Raw genomic sequence first — 20917 nt, forward strand, 5'->3', positions numbered from 1 at the left:
CGGTCATTTTCACAGCAACTCGCTGTTAAAGTATTCTGTTGAGATCCGGTTCAGCAAGGCTTTTAATTCCTGATCGCGGTTTTTATCACACACCAAAACAGCGTCCGGGGTAACCACGATAATCAAATTGTCAATCCCCAGGGTGGCGACCAGGTGATTGGGAGCGACAATAATGCTATTGGTTGTATCGATGCCAAAGTGATTGCTTTCAATCAAATTACCCGCGGCGTCTGTCGGTAGAACGCGGGGGAGAGCGGTCCAGCTCCCCACATCATCCCAGCCGAAGTCAGCCGGGATGACGTAAACCTCATCGGCTTTTTCCATGATGCCGTAATCGATGGAAACCTTATCCCAGGTGGGGTATTCTCGCTCAAGCACCTCTGCTTCCTGGGGAGTGCCCAGATGGGACTGCACTACTTGTAAGCTATTAAAGGTACGGGGTAAGTAGCGGCGAAATGCTCCGAGAATAACCGGGATCCGCCAAATAAAAATACCACTGTTCCATAAATAGTAGCCAGTGGATAAAAATTCTCGAGCCTTAGCGATTGATGGTTTTTCGGTAAAACGGTTTACGGAGTAATATGTTTGTCCGTCTGCGGCCGTATAGCGCTCTCCCAGGCAGATGTAACCGTAGCCGGTTTCTGGGCGCGTGGGTTGGATTCCCAGGGTGATCAGGCCATTTGTCTGGCGGGCCAGATTGATGCCCGACTGGATGAGGGCCAGGAAACGGCCTTGATCCTGGACGTGATGATCTGAGGGAAGAACGACCATCACCGCCTCGGGATCAAGTTGCGCGAGTTTGATCGCCGCAAGAGCGATACAGGCGGCGGTCTCCCGGTTCGCTGGCTCGGTAATGATATTTTCCTGTGGTAGGGCTGGCAGTTGGCGAGCAACAAGGGGGTGGTAAGTTCGGTTGGTGCTCACGAATATATTCTTCAATTCAACCAGAGGGTCGAGGCGGGCCACAGTGGACTGAAGCATTGTTGCCGGACCAAGGATGCTTAAGAACTGTTTGGGGGTTTGCGTCCGGCTGATCGGCCAAAATCTGGTGCCACATCCGCCAGCCATGATCAGCGCAAAAACCATCAAGCTACCTCCTATCAATTGGCGATTAGTTGCATATACCTGATGCCGATAGTATAATATGTTTAGGTCTATTGAAGGGTTACAGCGCCCAGTGTTCCAGATCGGATTGGCGCTAAGGATGGGTGAGCGATGGATAGCCTTAAGTTAGACAAGCTCCGCTTCTGGCACCGGTGGCAGGAGGCAATTACCCCGACCAGACGTCTTTTACTGGTCGGGGTTTTGCTGCTGCTCTTGGCCGTCGTGGTCGTTACCCGACAAACCAGCGTTTTGCTGGCGCCGGTCAATCCCGCCGCCGGAGAACCGGTCGTGGTCAATATTCCCCCTCAGGCTTCAACAGTAAAGATTGGACAAATGTTGTACGAACAAGGGCTGATCCGCAACACCACTTTTTTCTATATTTACACCAAGTACCGGAAGGTTGATTACCGTTTGCAAGCGGGAGAATATACCCTGTCTCCCCAGATGTCCCTCCCGCAAATCGTGGACAAACTGGTGCGGGGGGAGGTACGGACATATTCGTTCACCATCCCCGAGGGCTACACCATTAAGCAGATCGCCGACTTACTGGCCCAGAAGGGATTTGTAGACCGGGAAAAATTTCTGGCTGCCACCAAGGACAGTTATGATTTTGATTTCCTCGACGGGGTATCACCGGGAGAAAATCAGTTAGAGGGCTTTTTGTTTCCGTCGACGTATCAGATCACGCGCGGGACGAGTGAGCGGGAGATCGTGCGGATGATGCTGAAAAGGTTTGACCAGGTGGCTACGCCCGAACTACGCGCCCAGGCCCGGGAACGTAACCTGTCGGTTAGAGAGTGGGTAACCCTGGCTTCCTTGATTGAAAAGGAGGCCAAGGTCAGTGAAGAACGGCCGATCATCGCCGGGGTGCTGTACAACCGCCTGCGGCTGGGGATGCCTCTCCAGGTTGACGCCACGATCCTGTACGCCCTGGGTGAACACCGGGAGCGGGTGCTGTATCGGGACTTGGAGGTAGATTCTTCCTACAACACCTACCGGCATACCGGCCTGCCGCCGGGACCGATCGCATCCCCTGGGGAAGATTCACTCAAGGCGGCTTTAAACCCAACCAACCACAATTACCTTTATTACGTCTCGCGCAATGACGGAACGCACGAGTTTACGACCAGCCTGGCCGAGCACAACGTGGCCAGACAGCGCTACGGCTATTACCCCTGAATTGGGTGATGGGGTGGCGATTAGCTTACGGGAAGCGGGGATGGCTCAATGCGCAAACCAGAACTGCTGGCCCCGGCCGGCAACCTGGAAAAACTCCAGATGGCAGTCAGGTACGGTGCGGATGCTGTATATCTCGGCGGCAAGAGTTTTGGACTGCGGGCTTTTGCAGATAACTTCGAAATTGCCGAGATGAAGGAAGGAATTCAGTTCGCCCATGAACGGGGTGTGCGCGTTTACGTCACGGTCAATATTTTTCCGCATAACGCTGACCTGAACGCACTGCCCAGTTACCTGGAAACCCTCCGCAAAATTGGGGCAGACGCGCTCCTGGTGTCTGACCCGGGGGTGATCAAGATCGCCCAGGAAACAGTTCCCGATCTGCCCCTGCACCTGAGCACTCAGGCGAACAACGTCAACTGGGCGAGCGCTCAATTCTGGGCAGAACACGGAGTTAAAAGGATTGTCCTGGCTCGGGAGCTCTCTTTGCCCGAGATCAAAGAAATTCGCGTCCATACCACTGTGGAACTGGAGGTCTTTGTCCACGGCGCGATGTGCATTGCTTATTCCGGCCGCTGCTTGCTCAGCAACTATCTGGCGGGTCGGGATGCCAATCGCGGGGAGTGCGCCCACCCCTGCCGCTGGCGCTATGCCCTGGTGGAAGAAAAGAGACCGGGTCAGTTTTATCCAGTAATCGAGGATGAACGGGGGACATACATCTTCAATTCCCGCGACCTCTGCCTCCTGCCTTACCTGCCTGAACTGATTAAGGCGGGCGTGGATAGTTTTAAAATCGAGGGACGGATGAAAAGCGTCCATTATGTGGCGACCGTGGTGCGGGCATATCGGCAGGCGATCGATGCTTGCTGGCCTGATCCCGACCAGTTTCAGCTTAACCCAGCCTGGATGGCTGAGTTGGACAAGGTCAGCCACCGGGATTACACCACCGGGTTTTTGTTTGGTAAGCCGACGGCACAGGATCAGATCTACGGTAACAGTTCTTACCGGCGCACCTATGATTTCATCGGCTTGGTCCGGGAGTATAATCCCGTGACCCGACTGGCTGTTGTGGAGCAGCGGGGGCATTTTGCGCGGGGAGAGGAAATCGAGGTGGTGGGACCGCGGACGGCTCTCTTTACGCAACTGCTTACCGAGTTGTATGACCTCGACGGTCAGGCGATTGAGGCAGCGCCTCATCCGCAGCAACTGGTGCAGATCCGGGTTGACCAGCCAGTAGAGGCCTTTGACCTGCTCAGGCGACCCCGAGTGATGGGCGAAAAGGGAGATGGGGCCGGTGCGGATTGATCCCTTAAGCCACGACCCACGGTTTCGCATCCTGCTTGAGGTCTACCCCCACGATATCGATTTTCTCAACCGCGTGCTGGAAGCAACTGATGGTTTGGGTCTGGTGACCACCCTTGACCGCCGTCTGGGACGGGTGGTGATCTGGGTAACCCCAGACACGCGGGCGGAAGTGATCACCCTGCTGGATTCTTTCCCCAGAACAATTAAGATTATTGATCAGGGCACGGTATAAAAATATTCGCTTTGGCTCAGTCTATAGATACTTGACTGGCCAGAGGTGAGGTACCGTGTTTGTACTACGGAGAGAGCGGCGGATCACCAGTCTGCTTTTCTTATTTTCTTTTGTCTGGTTGATTTGGGCTGGCCGCCTGGGTTATTTACAGCTGGTCCAGGGGAAGCAACTGGCGCGTCAGGCGGTGAACCTACGCAGTCAAACCGTAATCCTGGAAGAATACCCGCGGGGTGATATACTTGATCGGCAGGGGCGCAGCCTGACTGATGTTTCTGAGCAGCCCGGGGTGGTAGTCTTTCCGTCACTGATGTCGGACATCAATGAGACCGTTACCTCCCTGGAGAAGGTTCTCGATTTGCCGCCCGACAAATTGTCCTGTTTGGCTGAACTGCCGGCCAGAAGCGGCGGTCAGCGGGTCAATACCGCCCCGTTCGTCCTGAAAACGCGACTGAGCCGGGAGGAACTTGAGCGGGTGAAGGCCTTACACCTGTCCGGGGTGTATGTGTTGCCGCTGAAGATGCGATATGGGCCGCACTCTCTGGCCACGCACCTGGTCGGCCACGTCGGGCAGATCACCCCGCAGCAATGGGCTGTATTAGACCAAACCGGTAAGCCGCGTGCGTACCGGTTAGGGGACACTATCGGTCAAAAAGGGATTGAAAGTATTTACGAAAGTGAGTTGCGGGGAGTGGATGATGCCGCATCGGTCGCCGCGCTGGTCGATGCCACCGGCCAGCCGATCGCCGGTCTTAACTTGCGCGCCAAAACAGAAAGCCCGCGTGAAGGAACCCGTCATCATGTGGTGCTGACCCTGGACCGCGACGTGCAAACCATTGTGGAAAAGGTGATGGATGAACGGGTACCGTGCGGCGCGGTGGTGGTTTTGGACATTGACACGCGAGATGTCCTGGCGATGGCCAGTCGGCCGAACTTTAATCAGAATGAAGTGGCCAAATACCTCCGCGAGGAAGGGGCCAGCGAGTTTCGCAACCGGGCGTTGAACTTGTATTACCCTGGTTCAATCTTCAAACTGGTGGTGGCGGCGGCGGCCCTGGAGGAGGGAATAACAAAGCTCGACGAACACTTTTACTGTAGTGGTAAATATTGCTTCAATGAGAAGCTGGCCATCCCCTGCTTGAAGAGAACCGGACACGGAAATCTGACTTTACTGGAGGCTATGGCTGTCTCGTGTAATCCGGTTTTCATTGAGCTAGGACTGCGGTTAGGGCGCGATCGTCTGCTGGCTTTTGCCGAAAAGTTTGGCTTAGGGCAGGATGTCTTGCTTGGCTACCCGCTTGCTCAAGGGGAACACTTTGAGATTGGACCGCACGAACCGGGGCGGTTAGGAAATGCGTCGATCGGACAGGAAGGGGTTCGTTTGACTCCGCTGCAGGTGGCTTCGCTGTTGGCCACCGTTGCCGATGGAGGAACCTATGCCCCCCCGCGGGTGGTTAAGGCTGTTTTGGACTCGCACGGGCAAACAGTTAGCAAATATCCTTCTGCCAGTAAAGAGAGGGTAATCAGCCCCGCAACCGCACGCCAACTGCAGGTGATGCTGGAGGCCGTAACCAAATGGGGAACGGGTCAAGCGGCCTGGGTACCCGGCGGCTGTGCCGGCAAAACCAGTTCTGCTCAGTCGGGGCGTAAGAATCCCACCGGTCGCGAGATTACTGATGCCTGGTTTGCCGGCTATGCACCTCTTGATCAACCCCGGTGGGTAGTAGCGGTACTGGTGGAAGGAGGGAGTACTGGCGGTAAGAGTGCTGCCCCCGTCTTCCGGGAAATTGTCCGCCAGATGCGACAACTCCCCCTATCTGAGGATAATGGCAACCGCCCATAAGCACGGAGGCTCGCTCCGCTAGCGCCATTCTACCGGCACCACCACTTTGTCCAGTTCGCTGCCGTCCTTGGGGCTGATCCAGGACACCTCGATCTGGCCTTTTCCCGGGCCAGTCGGTTTGAAGTCGAGTTTAAGCTGAAAATCTCCGCGCCCCGGGGCTCCCTGGGTTGCCGTGGTAAACCCCTGGGCCAGAATCCGACCACTGGTGTCTTTTAAGCGGGCATTTACGGTCCCTTCAAAGACGCGGGCACTGCCGCGGATTTCCACCGGGCTGGTGATGACCTGCCCGGGAGCAGGCGCCGTGACCCAGATGGCTGGTTCATGAACAACCTGCAAGTTCCGGCTAAATGGTTGTTTGTACAGACCTACATGTCCCCACCAGTCCTTAGCTCTCTCGTCTAACTTGCCCTCCACCAAAAAAGAAACTTTTTTAATATTGGGGAATTCAGTCAACGTGTTGACGATGCTGGTGATCCCTAGAGCTTCTCCGGTCGCTCCGACGTTGGCCTTGAGCACCTCGGCGGAAAAGTTAACGGTTGCTAAACCTTGATCAATTTTAACACCCAGAATTTTTGTTTCCGGAGGCAGAACCCGCTTTGCTCCTGGCGTAACCGGGGTGCCCTTAATTAGTTCATACAAAGCGGCCTGAACGACACCCGGCGCAGGTTCAACCTGATGTACTTCCCGAACCAGATAGGCATCACGTTCGGTCATCTTGAGATAATACACGGCGACGTTGGCTTTCGGTGTTGGGATTTGGGCTGACGGCGCCGGTGGTTTTTGTTCACTTGGTTGGACCGGGACTGTTGGCTGGTTCTGACGGGAAACGGCACAACCAACCAGAAAGGCTATGAAAACCAGTAAAACTGCCAGCGGTGCCACCAGTTTTTTTGCCGTCTTCAATTGCTACACCTCCAGATAATTTTAAAACAGTTACCTATTATTTTATTTATTCCAACGAAGAGTTTTCTATTCAAATATTTCCGTATTTGTAACAAAAATTCCTGCAGAAACAAGTAATTTACGCTGAAGTAAAAAAATAGTAAACTAAAAACAAGCCAATAAGTCAATCCCCGAAATTATGGGTCGGTATAGTCCATGTTTCTAATGCTTTTTTGTCATACTCTCTGAAAGGAGCAACGGCAAAATGGAAGAAGTCCTAAAACAAATCCTTGGTGAATTGCGGACGCTTAATTCAAGAGTGGGTAATTTAGAAAACGGCCAGGCTGAACTGAAAGCGGATGTTTCCGAGATTAAAAAGAAGCAAACAGCAATGGAAGAAGGCCAGGAAGTACTCGGGGAGCGCTTAACGAAGCTAGAAGAAGGCCAGGAAGTACTCGGGAAGCGCTTAACGAAGCTGGAAGAAGGCCAGAAAGTACTCGGGGACCGCTTAACGAAGCTGGAAGAAGGCCAGGAAGTACTCGGGGACCGCTTAATAAAGCTGGAAGCAAGACTGGAGAACGAAGTCATAGAGAAGGTCCGCGCCTTGTTCGACGCGCGGGAGACGCAGAGCAGCATAAATGATCGCATTATCGCTGCACTGGAACGTATCGAGGCTAAAGTCGATGTATTGCAGATGGAGACCGCTCATCTTAGAAGAATAAAGTGAATTTAGCGGCCAGCCAGCTTTTTTAGCTAACTATTGCTGTGCGGTTGATCATTATTATCTGATTATTGATCTAACTGATGATTATTGATTTAACTGGGTTGTTTATTTTAAAATTTTCTAAGTGATATATTTCTATTCTATCACCATAGGCGACATGATATATTGGGGGGAAGCATATGGATAATACTCGAATCAACGCAATTATCAGTGAAATGACGGATGATAACCGGCAGCGAGACCTGTGGCGCAAGGTATTAGCGGCTGTTTCAGCCGGAGAGGCGGCAACGGACAACCTCATGGCAGCACTGCGGGCCCTCCTGGAAGATTTAGAGGAGGAAAACGTGGTGGCTGGAATAGTCAAGCTGTCAGACGAGCTGCCTTCATTACCGGTTACGGATCTGCTCCAGGCAGCAGTTAAGGTCTTGGGGCAGATGCGGCGGGAAAATCTAACTGCCTTAAACCAGCTGCGGCAGATGCTCTCTGAGCTGGCTACCCCCATCATTCGCATCTGGCAGGACATCCTGCTGGTGGCGATGATCGGGAACATTGATAACCAGCGGGCCCAGGATATCGCGGAGAAGTTGCTGCACCGGGTGAGCTCTTCGCGGTCCAAGGTCGTGCTGGTCGACGTGACCGGGGTCTCAATGATTGACACGGCTGTCGGTGAGTTCCTGATCGAGATGTTCAGCGCGATCAAGTTTCTGGGGACGGAAGTGATTCTCACCGGCATTAAGCCAGACGTGGCACACACCCTGGTCAAACTGGGGCTGAATTTCCGGATGGTGTCCATTGCTCGCGATTTAGAGGATGCCCTGCGGCAGGGAATAGCCATAACTATGGAAGAAAAGAAAAGACGCAAACAGCTGGCAGTAAGCCTGGCCGGCAGTGAAGCGGGGAGCGAAGATGCCAATGTCGAAGATTATTGATGAGGCGGTAGTGCCTATTCTGCAGGTGGCCGATTACCTGCTGGTGCCGATTCAGATCGACCTGGATGACAGCACGGTCAATCGGCTGCAGGCGCAATTGACAGCAGAAATCGAGCGTACAAGGGCAAAGGCGATCATCCTGGATGTGCGGATGGTTGAGGTGATCGACAGCTATATCTCATATACGCTTTCAGAAACGGCGGCGATGGCTCGCCTTATGGGCTGTCGCACGATCTTGTGTGGCCTTCAGCCGCCGGTGGCGTTAACATTGGCGCAAATGGGAGTCAGTCTGTCAGAGCTTGTCATCGCCCGTGACTTGGAACACGCCTTGGTCCTTGCCAGCGGGTGGTAGGTGGGGGCAGTGTTGGCCAAAGAGAAAATAGATGCCTACTTAAATAATGCGGCCGGGGAGTTCGATATGGTGGTCCGGGTGGTGAAGGAAGGAGATATAGCGGTAGCGCGTCATATGGTCAAGCAACTTGCCCAGGAAACTGGTTTTTCTCTGGCTGACACGGCCAAAATTGCTACCGCGGTTTCAGAATTAGCCCGCAATATTTACCGCTATGCCAGGGAAGGCCGGATCTTGACCAGGCGACGGCAAGAGGATAAAAACAATCTGTGCCTGGAAGTAATCGCGGTGGACCGTGGCCCTGGCATTCCAGATGTGGAACTGGTAATGACCAGGGGTTATACAACTTACGAGCGCAGCTTAGGAATTGGCCTGCCCGGCGTTAAACGCTTGATGGATGCCTTTGAGATATATTCGGTAGCCGGTTATGGCACAGTAGTCATCGCCGAAAAAAGGAGGCGCAAGATTTGAGGATCTCCTGGTGGACCGCGGAAGGCCAGGGATGGCAGATCTGGTCCTGTTGGCGGCCGCGGTCAGGGTTGCCGGTGGGCGGGGATTTGTGTCATGCCTATCGGGGAGCGGAAGGACTTGTTTTCGCCTTGATCGACGTGCTGGGCCATGGGAAGGATGCTTACCGGAGCGCGGAAGCTCTGCAGAGGATCTTGCTTGCCCACCCCGCAGACATAACATTTGCTTTCAATCAGATCGAGCAAAGTGCCAGTCGGACCAGGGGCTGTGCTCTTTTCCTGGGCTCATTAATCGACAGTTCTTTGCGTTTCGTCATGGTAGGCAACATCCGGGGTTGGTGGAACACCGGTAGCGGCTGGGAGCTTTTAAAAGGACAGACTGGAGTAGTGGGCGGAAGGAAACTGGTGCCACTGGTGCGCCAGGTCCAGGGGGCTGAAGGGATCATTGTTTGTTCTGATGGGATCAGGCGCACCTTTGTGCCAGCCGATGGCCGGCGCTGGTTTTGGGACAGCGAGGGACAGCAGATCACCGCCCAGATCTTGGAAGAATATGGGATTCCGGAAGATGACGCCAGTGTTTTGGTGGCGAGGAGGTGTAAGAATGAACCTGGAGACCTATTACACCATTTATAAGAATCATTTGGAGGAGTATGTTTGCGCTGGCGGGGCCGAAGGGGTGTTGCTGAAAGCGTACGAGGACCTGGTTGAGGGGTTGGAAGATAAAGAGCTCCAGGCGGCGAACATTCTGGACATCCATACCCGGGCGTTCCGGGAGGTTATGGGGATAAGACGGGACGTTGATGCCATTCAGTGGGTGTACATTGACCGGGCCACCGAGTTCTTGGCGCAGATCTTGGTGGTGCTCGATTCCCTCTTGCTCCAGTTGAAGGATCAGCTGGAGCGTGATCTGCTGACCGGCCTTTATAACCGTCTGGCCTTATACAACATATTGAACCGCCTGCTCAAAGCGGCCCAGGAAAAGGGCAAGCCTTTGGTGGTAGCGATGCTCGACCTGGACAACTTCAAGGACATCAATGACCAGTTCGGCCATGCGGTGGGTGATGAAGTGCTGCGGGCTGCGGCTGGCGTAATCAAAAAAGCGCTGCGGGCGATGGATAAAGTAGTAAGGTACGGCGGCGAAGAATTTGTCATCATCCTGCCAGAGACCGGTTTGAGCAAAGCTCAGATTGCCCTGGAGAGAATCAGAACCCAGATTGAAGGGCAGCGCTTCCTACCTACTGCTGACTTAACGGTTACGGTCAGTATCGGGGCTGTGGAATACAGCGGCACGGGCACCACCCCCAGTGTAAACGAGCTGATCGCCCGGGCTGACGAGGCCATGTACACCGCGAAAAAAGAAGGAAAAAACCGGGTGGTCTGTGTCGAACTAATATAATTGATATGGGAGGGAGCCGTAATGGAAATCATGCCGACGCAAGGCCCCGAGGAAACATGGAGCAGAAAGGAGCATGCTGTACTCCAGGAAGTAAACGAAAATATGACCTTGACTGAGCTCGCGCGCGTGATGTTGGAGAAGAACAACCCGGTGGTTCTGGTGCGGGCGGAGTCAGGCGAACCACTTGGTTGGATTGAAGCAATAGATGTGCTGAGAGGGACAATGACCGGGGAAGGGCAAACATTGCGCGCCAGAGATATCTATCAGCCATTGGTGGAAAGTGACCACGTGGACCCGGCTTTGGACTGTGAGCAGATCAGACAATGGTTTACCAGGCAGCACCGGGCTTTGCCTTATTTTATTTCTGCCCAGGATCGGGCTGGTTACCTGCTCTCAACAGCTGGTTTGATGGAAGAATTAGCCAAGCAGCGGGACGAGGAGATCGCCAGACACCAGTTGACTGAGAAATTTTTTGTGGAACTGGTCGAATTGGTCCCACTGGGGATCGTTTTGTTTTCAGAAGACGAGCAAATCGTTTATGCCAATACCTTGGCCAAGAAGATCATAGGCGGCCAGGAGGTGTCCAGCGATGGCCTGAAGTCGATCGTAATGCCAAAGGTGCAACCTTTACTTGAAGGGAAAAACGGGCGCAAATACCACGTTTATGTACGCGAGATTGCTGGTCGTACTGTAAACGGAAAAAGAAAAGTTCTGATTTTCGTCGATATAACCAGTGAGCATAACCTGATGAAGACGCTCGCGCAGTCCAGAGATGAGGCGGAACTGGCGTTGGCGGTATTGATGCCTGACCTGCGGGTTGCCGCCAGACTCCGTTCGGTCGTGGAGTACATGGACGAATACGATGCTGCCAGTGAGAAGATCAGGATCACCGGGGTTATTTCCCAGGGAGTCTACCGGCACGTGATCAACATCTTGAAGCTGCTGGCTGATACCTTCCAGCAGGGGCTCATGGAGCTGCCAGGCCTTGAGAAAGAAGTATTGGTAAATGCCGCCATTTTCCACGACCTTGGCAAGGTACAGCCTGATTTGAAAGTCGGTGACCTGGTCCGGCCGGAGGAAGTCTTTGAACCTGGTTATCTTCACGCTGCCCGGGGTGCTGCCCTGGCCAGAGGTATCTACAATTTAAACCCGAATACGGTAGTCCTGATCGAGTATCACCACCATGCGGAAGAAGGTCTGCCTGGTGATTTTCCGGCTTACCTTTTGCCGATGTATCGGTTCTTTCGCTTGATCGACGGTCTTTCTGCCGGGATCACCAGGCGGAAGGCAGAGGTTAAGCTCAGGGTCGATGGCAGTAAAATCCATGTGGTGGAAAACAGTCCAATGCCCAGATACAACCGCTCCTTTGTCCTTGATCTGTACAGCGGGTCAGTGACATAACTGCTGGTCAACGCTTGTTTTTCACTCCTCAGCGGACAGGAGAGATGTGAGGAATTTACGGAGCATCTTGACCGATTGCGGTTTTAATTTAGCCAGGACTGGCAAAAGATCTTGAATATCGGGACGCAAGCTGTCCCTGTATGTCGGAGCAGGCTGGTTGAGTGATAGCAGTTCAGCCAGTTCTTCTTCGTTTAAAAATAAAAAAGCCACATTGACCTTGTAGGCGTCAGCTAAAAGGCGCAATGTGCTGTTGGAAGGTTCTCTCGTCCCTCTTTCATAACTGGAAATGGTGGATACGTGAAGGCCGGTGATTTTTTCCACGTCGGATAAGGTCAAGTTGCACCGCTGACGGTAATATTTGAGCCGGCTGCCTAAGGATGTATTCATATTGGACTTGTTCCTCCTTAAATATACATAACTAAAACAATCAAGTTTTATATTGACAAAATGTAAAAATTTACGATAAAAAGTCAAAAATTATACAAAACGTCGATATTCAAAATTTTTGCCTGCTGATGCCGTTATATGAATTTTGTGTCGCGGCAAGGTGCTGTGCTATTTTTATGCTGTAAAAATTAAAACCTGAATCCGTGAAAAACAATCATGCATATCCAGTTAATGCCAAGTAAAAGGTAATTGAGGGGATTATTTTCTTCTAAACCCAGCTACTGACATACTTTCTTCATTATAAAGTCTCCCCTCGTTCCCGAAGCCTAATCTTTGGCTTAAAAATGGGTATACCAATTTAATTGCCAAAATTATTCTTGGCAATTAGGATGCCGAGTTTGGAGCGAATTCAATGAGCGTTCAATCGCTTCAATTTAGATAACTCCATAGATTCCCTGGAATGTTTTGAGCCAGGGACTGTGTTTACCAAAACGCAGCAAGGATTGTCGCGCATGCTTAACAAGTTGCGGTGCAATGGTAATCACATTCTGGATGACTGTCCGAATCCGCCGCCGCTGAGCTTTTTTACGGAGTGGAACCAATCCATGGGGTAAATTTACTGTCATTTGTCCAATTATTCGCAAGAGGTTATAAGCTAAAATTCCTAGATGCAGAATCAGATCATTGGTGGCAAATTTGCCACGGGGCAGCTTTTCTAAATCCAGCTCAGTCTTGATCTCGCTGTGGTATTGTTCACAGATGCCGTGTTCATGGTACAGCCTGATGATCTCTTCCTCGGGATCAGGCAGCGAAGTCCAATAGGTCTCTACTTCAATATTTTAGTGAGTGCACCTTTAACCGTGGTTTTATTGAGACGCAGTTTTAGATTGGTCTTATTAAGCAAACTGCCAACAAGGGCAAGTCCGGAAACTGGGATGAGATCTTCGTTTGATTGCTCGATAATAAATTTTTTCATTTTCGATACCTCACAGATGAAGATTTATAATGGCGATTATTGCCTTATATCCTATATATTACGATATTTTTCTTTCATTATCGAGCCTTTTTGTGTTATTAGTTCACGGATTCAGGTTAAAAGAAAATGCGAGTCCATTAATTTTTACCCCCTTATTTATGTTATCGTTTGTGTTATGAAAAAAAAGTGAATAATTCCAGAGTTAGAAATTAGCTGAAGGGATCCATGATAACTGAAACAAAGAGGATGGCAAGGCACTACGGGAGACAAGCGAGGCCTGCAGATGGTGAAGGTGCTGTGCTTTCCTTGCCTCTAGTTCGGCAGAGGGGGTAATAAACCCTGCTGCAAGTGTGATCAAGGCCGAAGTTTCAGAGCGTTTCGTCAAATAGTATCAACAGATCGCCGTAAGGTTCAAAGGGTGTCGTTGTTCCAGGCAGATATAAAAGAAACAGCATGCCTGAATACAATTCAGGTGATTTTGGGAGGAACGCTTAAGACCGGTACAGACTGAAGACGTTCTTCTTTTATTATCGAAGAAAATATTCAGAAAAAAAAAAAAAACAATTTAAAATATTTAAAAATTTGTAATAAAAATATATATATATTATATATATATCTTCTGGCAAGGAGTGGGACGAAGACATGGGAGTTGGCAGCAGGTTCTTATTCCCCAGAACCCAGGCGCTTTTCGAATACCTCAGAGCGGTTGATGAAACCACGGCGAATCACAGCCTGAAGGTCGGTGAGCTGTGCTGGCAGATGGCGAACGAGCTGGGCTGGCAAGACCAGTGCGGCTGGCTACGTGAAGCGGGAACGCTGCACGACATCGGTAAAATCAACTTACCGCGCAGCATTTTGCATAGCACGAAGATCTTCACCCCTGGTGAACGCAAAACTGTGGAGCAGCATGTTAGATACACCGGCGATATTTTGCTTAAGTATGCGTACCCGCCTGAATTGATCAGAGCCTGTGTCCAACACCATGAAAGGCTGGACGGGACGGGCTATCCGGCTGGCCTGAAAGGCAAGGAGATATGTCCAGGTGGACGGTTGCTGGCTGTAGCCGATGTGTTTTCGGCCCTGATCAGCCCGCGTCCCTACCGGGGAGCGCTGCCGGTCAAAAAAGCGTTAGACTTAATGTTAGAGGAAGCTTATAGCAGAAAACTGGACAGCAGCCTGGTGTGGTGCCTGGTGGAAATGAATCTAGAAAACTTAAAAGAGACAGCGGAGAGCAACAAGTTGTTAACGCCAGTATCTGTAAACTAGGTGCAGGTTGTTGGCTAAAACAAATTAGCATAAACCAATAATTTAAGGAAATTTAAGGAGGGACCTTCAGCAAGATGACACTGCAGTCCAAAAAAACTCTTGAACCCCTGCCAGAGGGCAGCCGAAGAAACAGTGGCGAGGAAGTGGCCGATCTCAGGGTCAGAAGACAGGCGGAGGCAGAGGCAAAGCGCCGCCAGGCCCGAACGTATGCCAAACAGCAGCAGATCGCGGAGCGGATTGCCACCGCGACCGAAGAGCTGGCTTCTGGTGTAGAGCAGGCTTCAAGTGCCGTCGAGGAACTGAGAAGCGCCATGGAGCAGATCGCCAGTGGGGCGCAGGAGGCGAGCGGGGCGACCCAGCAATCGTTGGCCGCCATCAAGGTGATCGGCGAAGCCGCGAGCGTCTCAACAAAGAGCGCGCGTGAGTCTCTGGCCAAATGTGCCGCGATAAAAAACGTGATCGCCTACACCACGAAGGATATTGAGGTGCTGATCGAGGGAGTGGACACAAGCGCTGCCCGCAGTGAAGAGTCAGCACGGCTGGTGGCACAGTTGGAAGAGGAGGCAACCAGGATCGGCGAAATCGTGCAGACCGTGGTCAGAATAGCCGACCAGACCAATCTGCTGGCTCTGAACGCAGCGATTGAAGCGGCGCGGGCGGGTGAACACGGCCGTGGGTTTGCGGTCGTGGCGGATGAGGTGAGAACTCTGGCAGAAACTTCGGAGAAAGCGGCCGGCGATATCAGAAAAATAGTCGGCACTGTGCAGGAGTATGTGCGAACAGTGGCCGAAGCCATAAACAAAGCAGCAGAGGTTGCCAGAGGAGAAACCGAAAAGGGCAAAGTCATCACGGAAGAATTGAAAAAGATTGCCGTATCCATTGCCAGCGTAGACGAGGGGGCAGTCCGGATCGAACAACTGGTGAGTGAGGTGGAAAAAGCGGTGGCCGAGTTCCAGAAGGGGAGCGAACAGATCGCGGCCACGGCTGAAGAGCAGGCCAGTGCCACAGAACAAGCCTTACAGAGTGTAGAGCAGCAAGCCCGGGCACTGGCCGAAATCAGTAGCAACAGTAGTAGTTTAGCAGATCTGGCTGATGAACTCAAGAGGTCGACTGATTTGGTGAAATCGGCGGAGGGGATGGCGGCGGCGGCAGAGGAGCTATCTTCAGCCATCGAGGAAGTCAGCCGCTCCAGCGAGGAGATCAATGCGGCAATTAACCAGATCGCCAAGTCGGCGGAAGACCAGGCATCCGCCTCAGAAGAATCTGCCAGCGCCATCAAGCAGATTGAAAAGTCCATGGGCGTGATCGCCAGAGAAGCAGAGAAGTCGCTGTTAGCGACACAGGAACTGAGTGATTTGCTGGCCGCGAACAAGAATAAAGTAAACGAACTCATTGCCGGGATCAGGCGGGCAGCGGCTAATAACATGGAAAACGCTCATAAAATTAATCAGTTGGAACGAAACGCTCGCCAGATTGACAAGATTGTAGATACCATTGCCAGTGTGAGCATCCAGACCAACATGCTGGCGGTAAGCGGCGCCGTCGAGGCGGCCAGGGCCGGCGAATACGGCAAAGGGTTTGCGGTGGTGGCGTCTGATATCCGTAACCTTGCTCAGGAGAGTGCCCGCAACGCGGAACAGATCAAAGAAATGGTCAAAGCGATCCAGGAAATGATCTTGAACGTGCTCCGCGATATAACCGACATTGGTGAGGATTTGCAGAAGGAAACGGAAAAAGCCAGAAAAACGGTGGGGGACCTTGAGGTTATCGAGGCGGATATGCGCGCGGTGCTAGAGGGGGTTCAGACGGTCAAAAAGCAGGCAGACGAAAGTTTGCTCAGGGTAGAAGAGGCGGCTAAAGGAGTAGAGCAGATCGCGGTGGCAGCTCAGGAAGCCAGCAAAGCGGCGGAAGAGGCGGCGGCGGCCGGCCGTCAGCAGGCCGAAGGCATGAAAGAACTGGCGCGAGCGATCGAAGAGATCGCGGCCCTGGCCGATGAGCTGCAGCAGGGTTGAGAAAAATTGAAAAGTGAGGAGGTAAAGAACGTGGCGGCAGCCAGCGCGACGGCAGAAAATCTTGGCCAGTATGTAATGTTTCGTTTGGGTGATGGATGCTATGGCCTAGCCATAGATTTCTTGCAGGAAATTATCCGGGTGCCTGAAATCATCAAAGTGCCTTTGACGCCCCCCTATATGCGGGGGCTTGCCAACCTCCGGGGGAATATTCTGCCTGTCTACGATACCACGCTGCGGTTGGGGATCAAAGGCACGGTCAACGATGAGAGCAACCGGGTGATCGTGGTCAATGTTGATGGCAGACGCGCGGGTTATGTGGTCGACCGGGTGGATGGTGTTGTTGATATCCCGGCCAAGGATATCGAAGAATTTCGTGATCAGGACACCGCCGGCGGATATGTGACCAGTGTTGCCCGGCTAAATGGAGAAAAGCTTATTCTGCTTATCGAGGTGGACCGGATGCTTATGGATGCGGATTCAAGCGGCAGCCAGATTGCCACCCGCCGTGACAATGGAGGGTTTCTCAAGACCAACGCGGGAGGAGAAAGCCGGGTCCAGGAAAAGGAACGTCAGCTTTTGACCTTTCGGGTGGGAAACGAGGAATATGCCCTGGACATCACGGAGGTGCAGGAGGTGGTTCATTTGCCAGAGACCTGGAACACAGTGCCTGAGGCGCCTCCTTATGTGCAGGGATTGGTGTCGTTGCGAGAGAGGATCTTGCCCTTGATCAGCCTGAGGAGAATCTTTGGGCTGGCCGAAGGTGATACCGACAGCGGCAGAATTGTGGTGACCTATGTGGGGAGAGGGAGGAAAAACGCGGTTGGGTTGGTGGTAGACAGCGTAGCTGAAGTACTGCGGGTACCCGAACGTTTGCTGGAGCCGGTACCACCGATGGTCAGGCAGGCGGGTGACGAGTTTACGGCCATCTGTCGGCTCTCAGATGAACGCATGATCTTCATCCTGGACGCTGCCAAGCTTTTACGGGACGATACCTTCTTGAAGGAATGGGAGAGCGAGAGCGCGGCGGAGAGCGCTGGTAACAGGCGGCTTATTTTGGAAGAAGAGCGGCAGTTGGTGACCTTTTTTATCGGCCATGAAGAATTTGCCCTGCCGATAGATAAAGTGCGCGAGATCATCAGGGTGGGCCAGATAACCGCTGTGCCGAAGACCCAGGACTTTGTGAGAGGGATTTTGAACCTGCGGGGAAGTATTGTCTCGGTGATCGACCTGCGGCGGAAGTTTGGCTATCAGGAAAGAGCGGTGGACGAGCAGGCGCGCATCTTAATCTGCGAAGACGGTTCATCCTTGCTGGGGATATTGGTCGATGGGGTAAAAGAGGTGACCAAGATCGGCATCAGCAAGATCGAAGAGCCGCCGCAGGTTTTGGCTAAAGAAGGGCTTCAATCTTTTGTCGCGGGGATAGCCAAGTTTAGCGCCGAGCGGAACGTGATGCTCTTAGACTACCAACAGGTGTTTTCCTGGGGAAAAGGAGAGGCGAAACAGGAGATGGACAGCCGGAAGTGATGTAGCATGAAGCGAATTAAGGTGCTGGTAGTAGATGACTCGGCCTTCATGCGGCTGACAATAAAACAGATGCTGGAGCAAGCACCTGACATTGAGGTGGTTGATGTCGCCAGAGACGGGCAAGAGGGAGTGGAAAAGGCCATCGCCCTCCAGCCTGATGTGGTTACTCTGGACATTAACATGCCCCGGATGGATGGACTCACCGCTCTGCACTACATCACGTCCAACACCCGGGCAAGAGTGCTGATGATCTCCTCACTGACTCAGGCCGGGGCAATCACAACGCTGGAGGCACTGGCCCTTGGCGCCGTGGATTTTGTGGCCAAGCCGGATGGAACGATTTCCCTTGGTATCGGCAAGCTGACTGAAGAGATCATCAATAAGGTGCGCGCGGTGGCCAGGGCCAGAGTGCGGATGGCAAGCGCGCCTCGGCGAAAAGATGTTCGTGAAAACAAGAGGGTGTCAGCAAAGGCGATCGACCTGGATTGGGTGGTAATGATCGGCGTGTCAACGGGCGGTCCGCGGACGTTAGAGGACATCCTGCCGGCGTTCTCCAGGGATCTGCCGGCGGGCATCGTTGTGGTGCAGCACATGCCGCCGCGTTTTACCACCAGCCTGGCTAATCGGTTAGACCAGTGCTGCGGTTTTTTGGTGCGCGAAGCCCAGGAAGGGATGAGGCTGCACAATGGGCTCGCTGTAGTGGCGCCAGGCGGACAGCAACTGCTGTTCAGGCGGGAAGGCAGAGCTCTGGTCTGTCATCTCTCGCCGAAGCCCGAAGATGCTCAATTCCGGCCTTCAGTCAACGTGACCATGCACGCATTGATGGAAACTTTTGATCCTCGACAGTCAATCGGGGTTCTTTTAACCGGCATGGGTGATGACGGGGCTGACGCCATGGTGGAACTAAAGCGACGCGGCGGTTGGACGGTAGCCGAGAGTGAAGAAACGGCAGTAGTGTGGGGCATGCCGCGGGCGGCGATAGTCCGGGGCGGAGCGGCGGAGGTGGCGCCCAGTTACCGCATTGCTGATCTCATCCAGAAAAAAATAGGAGGCGGGGTAAGGTGACGGATTTTAAGGAGCTGGCTGAAATATTGGAAAACGCTGAAGAGCCCGACGAGCGCCTGGAGGCAGTAAACAGCCTGGGCATTCTTGATGTACCAGGCGCGGCCAGGGTGCTGGTGCAGGCGCTCAGGCGGGAGAAAGACCCAGTGGTCAAAGAAGCGATGACCAATGCGCTGCTCATGCTGCCGGCCGAAGAGGTGATTGAGGAAGTGGCAGTTTTGTTGAGCAGCGAAGAGGCGAGCCTGCGGAGCATTGCCTTTGACGTTTTGATCTGCAAGAGCGATGAGTATTCGGCACGGGTCTTTGAAACCCTGCTGCAGGACAGTGACCGAGATACCCGGGTAATGACTGTCCATGTACTTGGCCGGAGCAAAAATCCCCTGGCCCTTGAGTTGCTGCGGAAAACTGTGCGTTTAGACAGCGACGTGAACGTAGTGGGGGCCGCGCTCGAATACCTCGGTGAAGCGGGCGACCTCTCAGACGCCAGGCTGGTGGAACAGTGCCGAGTCAGGTTCAATCATCCGTATATTGACTACATAATAGAAAGGGTGCTGACCCGCCTGCGTGGTTACCCAGAGATGCTGGCAAAAACTTAGGACGGGGGAGAAAAAGGGGTATCAATGAATAGGACAGAATTTGAACGATTGCGGGAACACATTTACCGGGAGTCTGGGATTTACTACGAGGATAACAAACTGTACTACGTAGAAAAACGCGTGGACCAGCAGATGGAAAAACACGGCTTCAGTGATTTTACCGCGTACCTCGGTGCCTTACGGTTTGACCGCACGGGTCGGATGTGGCAGGAACTGCTCAACAGTCTTACGGTGAACGAGACCTATTTTTTTCGTGAATACGACCAGCTGAAATGTTTGGCTGAGGAAGTTATCCCAATGTGGAAGGCAGAAGCCGCGGAGAGGGGCCGGATCAGGTTATGGTGCGCGGGCTGTTCTTCGGGCGAGGAAGCCTATACCCTGGCGATCATAATGCAGGAGATGGTAGGCGAAGAGGTCCAGTGGGAGATCGAGGCAACGGATATCAATACGGAGGTGCTCGCCAGAGCCAAAAAAGGGATATACAGCCATTACGCTGTGCGCCAGGTGCCTGACGTCTACTTCAAGAAATATTTCACAACGGTGGGAGAAAATTACGCTGTTTCTCCTTCCGTAAGGAAATATGTAAAGTTTGCCCAGTTGAACCTGATGGATGATGCTGCGATGAGGAATATGAAAGGGTTTCAGGCGATTTTCTGCCGCAATGTGCTCATCTACTTTGACGACTTCTCGCGCCGCCGCGTCGCCATGCAGTTTTACCAGGCGCTGGAGCCGAAGGGCTACGTTTTTCTGGGGCATTCAGAGTCCATGAGCCGGATCAGCACCTTGTTTAAGCCTGCCCGCTTCAGGAATGCGATCATCTACCAAAAATGAGAGAAGGGAGGCACCAGGATATATGGCGCGTGTCCTCATTGTGGACGATTCGAGTGCAGTCCGGGCGTATCATGCCAGCATTCTGACCAAGGAAGGACACCAGGTTGACCTGGCGGACAATGGCTATGAGGGGCTGGAAAAGTTTTTCCAGAACGACTATGATGTTGTCCTGGCAGACGTGAATATGCCGAAGATGCATGGTTATGATTTAGCGAAAGAGATCCGGAAGAGTGAACGGGGCGCGAAGGTCGGGATTATTGTGATTTCGACCGAGGCCGGGCAAAAAGACCGGCTGGAAGCGTACAATGCTGGGGCAGATCTGTATCTGGTCAAACCGGTCAGCCCGGCAGAACTGATTAATGCCTGTATGATGTTTGGCGCCAGCAATGGCGGGCCCAGCAACGGTGAGGGAGCTTGATATGGAGAGAAAAGGCAGAACCTTCAGGATATCAGCTTAC

General features: G+C 52.8%; 22 protein-coding genes and 1 pseudogene. 18 read left to right on the forward strand and 5 right to left on the reverse strand.

The annotated features are described in order from the left end of the window. Positions 1-9: 9 nt before the first annotated feature. On the reverse strand, positions 10-1086 hold the full coding sequence (locus HPY81_07940; GenBank protein ID NPV27357.1) for a mannose-1-phosphate guanylyltransferase: 1077 nt from the start codon (positions 1084-1086) through the stop codon (positions 10-12). A 129-nt stretch (positions 1087-1215) separates the two neighbouring features. Between HPY81_07940 and mltG the strand changes: the two genes are divergently transcribed. Genes mltG through HPY81_07960 form a run of 4 tightly spaced genes read left to right on the forward strand, consistent with a single transcriptional unit; the run spans position 1216 to position 5657 of the window. Beyond that, on the forward strand, positions 1216-2283 hold the full coding sequence (gene mltG, locus HPY81_07945) for an endolytic transglycosylase MltG (GenBank protein ID NPV27358.1): 1068 nt from the start codon (positions 1216-1218) through the stop codon (positions 2281-2283). A 48-nt stretch (positions 2284-2331) separates the two neighbouring features. Then, positions 2332-3585, forward strand: a complete 1254-nt coding sequence (locus HPY81_07950; protein NPV27359.1) for a U32 family peptidase — start codon at positions 2332-2334, stop codon at positions 3583-3585. Continuing rightward, positions 3566-3817 carry a DUF4911 domain-containing protein gene (locus tag HPY81_07955; GenBank protein NPV27360.1) on the forward strand — a complete coding sequence of 84 codons (252 nt, stop codon included), beginning with the start codon at positions 3566-3568 and terminating at the stop codon, positions 3815-3817. The genes HPY81_07950 and HPY81_07955 overlap by 20 nt, the downstream gene beginning before the upstream one ends. Positions 3818-3872: 55 nt before the next feature. Continuing rightward, positions 3873-5657 (forward strand): penicillin-binding protein 2, encoded by a 1785-nt coding sequence (locus HPY81_07960; protein ID NPV27361.1) that lies wholly within the window; start codon positions 3873-3875, stop codon positions 5655-5657. Between the two features lie 18 nt (positions 5658-5675). On the opposite strand, the gene HPY81_07965 is transcribed toward HPY81_07960, so the two are convergent. Further along, positions 5676-6560 (reverse strand): spore gernimation protein, encoded by an 885-nt coding sequence (locus HPY81_07965; protein ID NPV27362.1) that lies wholly within the window; start codon positions 6558-6560, stop codon positions 5676-5678. A gap of 454 nt (positions 6561-7014) precedes the next feature. On the opposite strand from HPY81_07965, the gene HPY81_07970 reads away from it, so the two are divergent. The 7 genes from HPY81_07970 to HPY81_08000 all read left to right on the forward strand — a co-directional run bounded on the left by HPY81_07970 (position 7015) and on the right by HPY81_08000 (position 11805). Continuing rightward, the gene (locus HPY81_07970; GenBank protein ID NPV27363.1) at positions 7015-7266 is read left to right on the forward strand and encodes a hypothetical protein; all 252 of its coding nucleotides are present in this window, start codon (positions 7015-7017) and stop codon (positions 7264-7266) included. Positions 7267-7442: 176 nt separating this feature from the next. Next, entirely contained in the window at positions 7443-8192 is a 750-nt protein-coding gene (locus HPY81_07975; GenBank protein ID NPV27364.1) for an STAS domain-containing protein, read from the forward strand. Next, positions 8170-8544: an STAS domain-containing protein gene (locus tag HPY81_07980; GenBank protein ID NPV27365.1), complete on the forward strand. Its 375-nt coding sequence runs from the start codon at positions 8170-8172 to the stop codon at positions 8542-8544. Before HPY81_07975 ends, HPY81_07980 begins: the two co-directional genes overlap by 23 nt. 66 nt (positions 8545-8610) lie before the next feature. After that, positions 8611-9012 carry an anti-sigma regulatory factor gene (locus HPY81_07985; GenBank protein NPV27366.1) on the forward strand — a complete coding sequence of 134 codons (402 nt, stop codon included), beginning with the start codon at positions 8611-8613 and terminating at the stop codon, positions 9010-9012. Beyond that, positions 9009-9641 carry a hypothetical protein gene (locus tag HPY81_07990; GenBank protein ID NPV27367.1) on the forward strand — a complete coding sequence of 211 codons (633 nt, stop codon included), beginning with the start codon at positions 9009-9011 and terminating at the stop codon, positions 9639-9641. The genes HPY81_07985 and HPY81_07990 overlap by 4 nt, the downstream gene beginning before the upstream one ends. Continuing rightward, positions 9610-10404 carry a GGDEF domain-containing protein gene (locus HPY81_07995; protein NPV27368.1) on the forward strand — a complete coding sequence of 265 codons (795 nt, stop codon included), beginning with the start codon at positions 9610-9612 and terminating at the stop codon, positions 10402-10404. Before HPY81_07990 ends, HPY81_07995 begins: the two co-directional genes overlap by 32 nt. A gap of 849 nt (positions 10405-11253) precedes the next feature. Next, positions 11254-11805, forward strand: a complete 552-nt coding sequence (locus HPY81_08000) for an HD domain-containing protein (protein ID NPV27369.1) — start codon at positions 11254-11256, stop codon at positions 11803-11805. A gap of 21 nt (positions 11806-11826) precedes the next feature. Here the strand turns inward: HPY81_08000 and HPY81_08005 are convergent, their stop codons facing one another. The 3 genes and pseudogenes from HPY81_08005 to HPY81_08015 all read right to left on the reverse strand — a co-directional run bounded on the left by HPY81_08005 (position 11827) and on the right by HPY81_08015 (position 13168). Then, complete coding sequence (locus HPY81_08005) at positions 11827-12192, reverse strand: helix-turn-helix transcriptional regulator (protein ID NPV27370.1); 366 nt, start codon at positions 12190-12192, stop codon at positions 11827-11829. A 434-nt stretch (positions 12193-12626) separates the two neighbouring features. Next, positions 12627-13028: pseudogene (locus tag HPY81_08010) on the reverse strand (IS1380 family transposase). Continuing rightward, on the reverse strand, positions 13019-13168 hold the full coding sequence (locus HPY81_08015; GenBank protein ID NPV27371.1) for a hypothetical protein: 150 nt from the start codon (positions 13166-13168) through the stop codon (positions 13019-13021). Before HPY81_08015 ends, HPY81_08010 begins: the two are co-directional and overlap by 10 nt. Positions 13169-13810: 642 nt before the next feature. Between HPY81_08015 and HPY81_08020 the strand changes: the two genes are divergently transcribed. The 7 genes from HPY81_08020 (at position 13811) to HPY81_08050 (ending at position 20877) form a co-directional block, all read left to right on the forward strand. After that, complete coding sequence (locus tag HPY81_08020; GenBank protein NPV27372.1) at positions 13811-14434, forward strand: HD domain-containing protein; 624 nt, start codon at positions 13811-13813, stop codon at positions 14432-14434. A gap of 74 nt (positions 14435-14508) precedes the next feature. Next, positions 14509-16446, forward strand: coding sequence for a methyl-accepting chemotaxis protein (locus HPY81_08025; GenBank protein ID NPV27373.1), 1938 nt, complete (start codon positions 14509-14511; stop codon positions 16444-16446). 30 nt (positions 16447-16476) lie between these two features. Continuing rightward, positions 16477-17970 carry a chemotaxis protein gene (locus HPY81_08030; GenBank protein NPV27374.1) on the forward strand — a complete coding sequence of 498 codons (1494 nt, stop codon included), beginning with the start codon at positions 16477-16479 and terminating at the stop codon, positions 17968-17970. A gap of 6 nt (positions 17971-17976) precedes the next feature. Continuing rightward, entirely contained in the window at positions 17977-19035 is a 1059-nt protein-coding gene (locus HPY81_08035; GenBank protein NPV27375.1) for a chemotaxis response regulator protein-glutamate methylesterase, read from the forward strand. Continuing rightward, positions 19032-19628, forward strand: coding sequence for a HEAT repeat domain-containing protein (locus HPY81_08040; GenBank protein ID NPV27376.1), 597 nt, complete (start codon positions 19032-19034; stop codon positions 19626-19628). The genes HPY81_08035 and HPY81_08040 overlap by 4 nt, the downstream gene beginning before the upstream one ends. Before the next feature lie 24 nt (positions 19629-19652). Further along, positions 19653-20459: a protein-glutamate O-methyltransferase CheR gene (locus tag HPY81_08045; protein ID NPV27377.1), complete on the forward strand. Its 807-nt coding sequence runs from the start codon at positions 19653-19655 to the stop codon at positions 20457-20459. After that, positions 20437-20877 (forward strand): response regulator, encoded by a 441-nt coding sequence (locus HPY81_08050; GenBank protein NPV27378.1) that lies wholly within the window; start codon positions 20437-20439, stop codon positions 20875-20877. The genes HPY81_08045 and HPY81_08050 overlap by 23 nt, the downstream gene beginning before the upstream one ends. Positions 20878-20917: the final 40 nt, after the last annotated feature.

This window comes from Bacillota bacterium (genome assembly GCA_013178045.1).
Taxonomy (GTDB): domain Bacteria; phylum Bacillota; class Ch66; order Ch66; family Ch66; genus Ch66.

What these genes read in the sequence shown, in the direction of transcription:
- HPY81_08020 (NPV27372.1), top strand. Translation starts at nt 13,811, where the DNA reads ATGGGAGTTGGCAGCAGGTTCTTATTCCCCAGAACCCAGGCGCTTTTC.
- HPY81_07955 (NPV27360.1), top strand. Translation starts at nt 3,566, where the DNA reads ATGGGGCCGGTGCGGATTGATCCCTTAAGCCACGACCCACGGTTTCGC.
- HPY81_07985 (NPV27366.1), top strand. Translation starts at nt 8,611, where the DNA reads ATGGTGGTCCGGGTGGTGAAGGAAGGAGATATAGCGGTAGCGCGTCAT.
- HPY81_08035 (NPV27375.1), top strand. Translation starts at nt 17,977, where the DNA reads ATGAAGCGAATTAAGGTGCTGGTAGTAGATGACTCGGCCTTCATGCGG.
- HPY81_08045 (NPV27377.1), top strand. Translation starts at nt 19,653, where the DNA reads ATGAATAGGACAGAATTTGAACGATTGCGGGAACACATTTACCGGGAG.
- HPY81_07995 (NPV27368.1), top strand. Translation starts at nt 9,610, where the DNA reads ATGAACCTGGAGACCTATTACACCATTTATAAGAATCATTTGGAGGAG.
- HPY81_07980 (NPV27365.1), top strand. Translation starts at nt 8,170, where the DNA reads ATGCCAATGTCGAAGATTATTGATGAGGCGGTAGTGCCTATTCTGCAG.
- HPY81_08000 (NPV27369.1), top strand. Translation starts at nt 11,254, where the DNA reads ATGGACGAATACGATGCTGCCAGTGAGAAGATCAGGATCACCGGGGTT.
- HPY81_08005 (NPV27370.1), bottom strand. Translation starts at nt 12,192, where the DNA reads ATGAATACATCCTTAGGCAGCCGGCTCAAATATTACCGTCAGCGGTGC.
- HPY81_08050 (NPV27378.1), top strand. Translation starts at nt 20,437, where the DNA reads ATGCGATCATCTACCAAAAATGAGAGAAGGGAGGCACCAGGATATATG.
- HPY81_07940 (NPV27357.1), bottom strand. Translation starts at nt 1,086, where the DNA reads ATGGTTTTTGCGCTGATCATGGCTGGCGGATGTGGCACCAGATTTTGG.
- HPY81_08025 (NPV27373.1), top strand. Translation starts at nt 14,509, where the DNA reads ATGACACTGCAGTCCAAAAAAACTCTTGAACCCCTGCCAGAGGGCAGC.
- HPY81_07950 (NPV27359.1), top strand. Translation starts at nt 2,332, where the DNA reads ATGCGCAAACCAGAACTGCTGGCCCCGGCCGGCAACCTGGAAAAACTC.
- HPY81_07975 (NPV27364.1), top strand. Translation starts at nt 7,443, where the DNA reads ATGGATAATACTCGAATCAACGCAATTATCAGTGAAATGACGGATGAT.
- mltG (NPV27358.1), top strand. Translation starts at nt 1,216, where the DNA reads ATGGATAGCCTTAAGTTAGACAAGCTCCGCTTCTGGCACCGGTGGCAG.
- HPY81_08015 (NPV27371.1), bottom strand. Translation starts at nt 13,168, where the DNA reads ATGAAAAAATTTATTATCGAGCAATCAAACGAAGATCTCATCCCAGTT.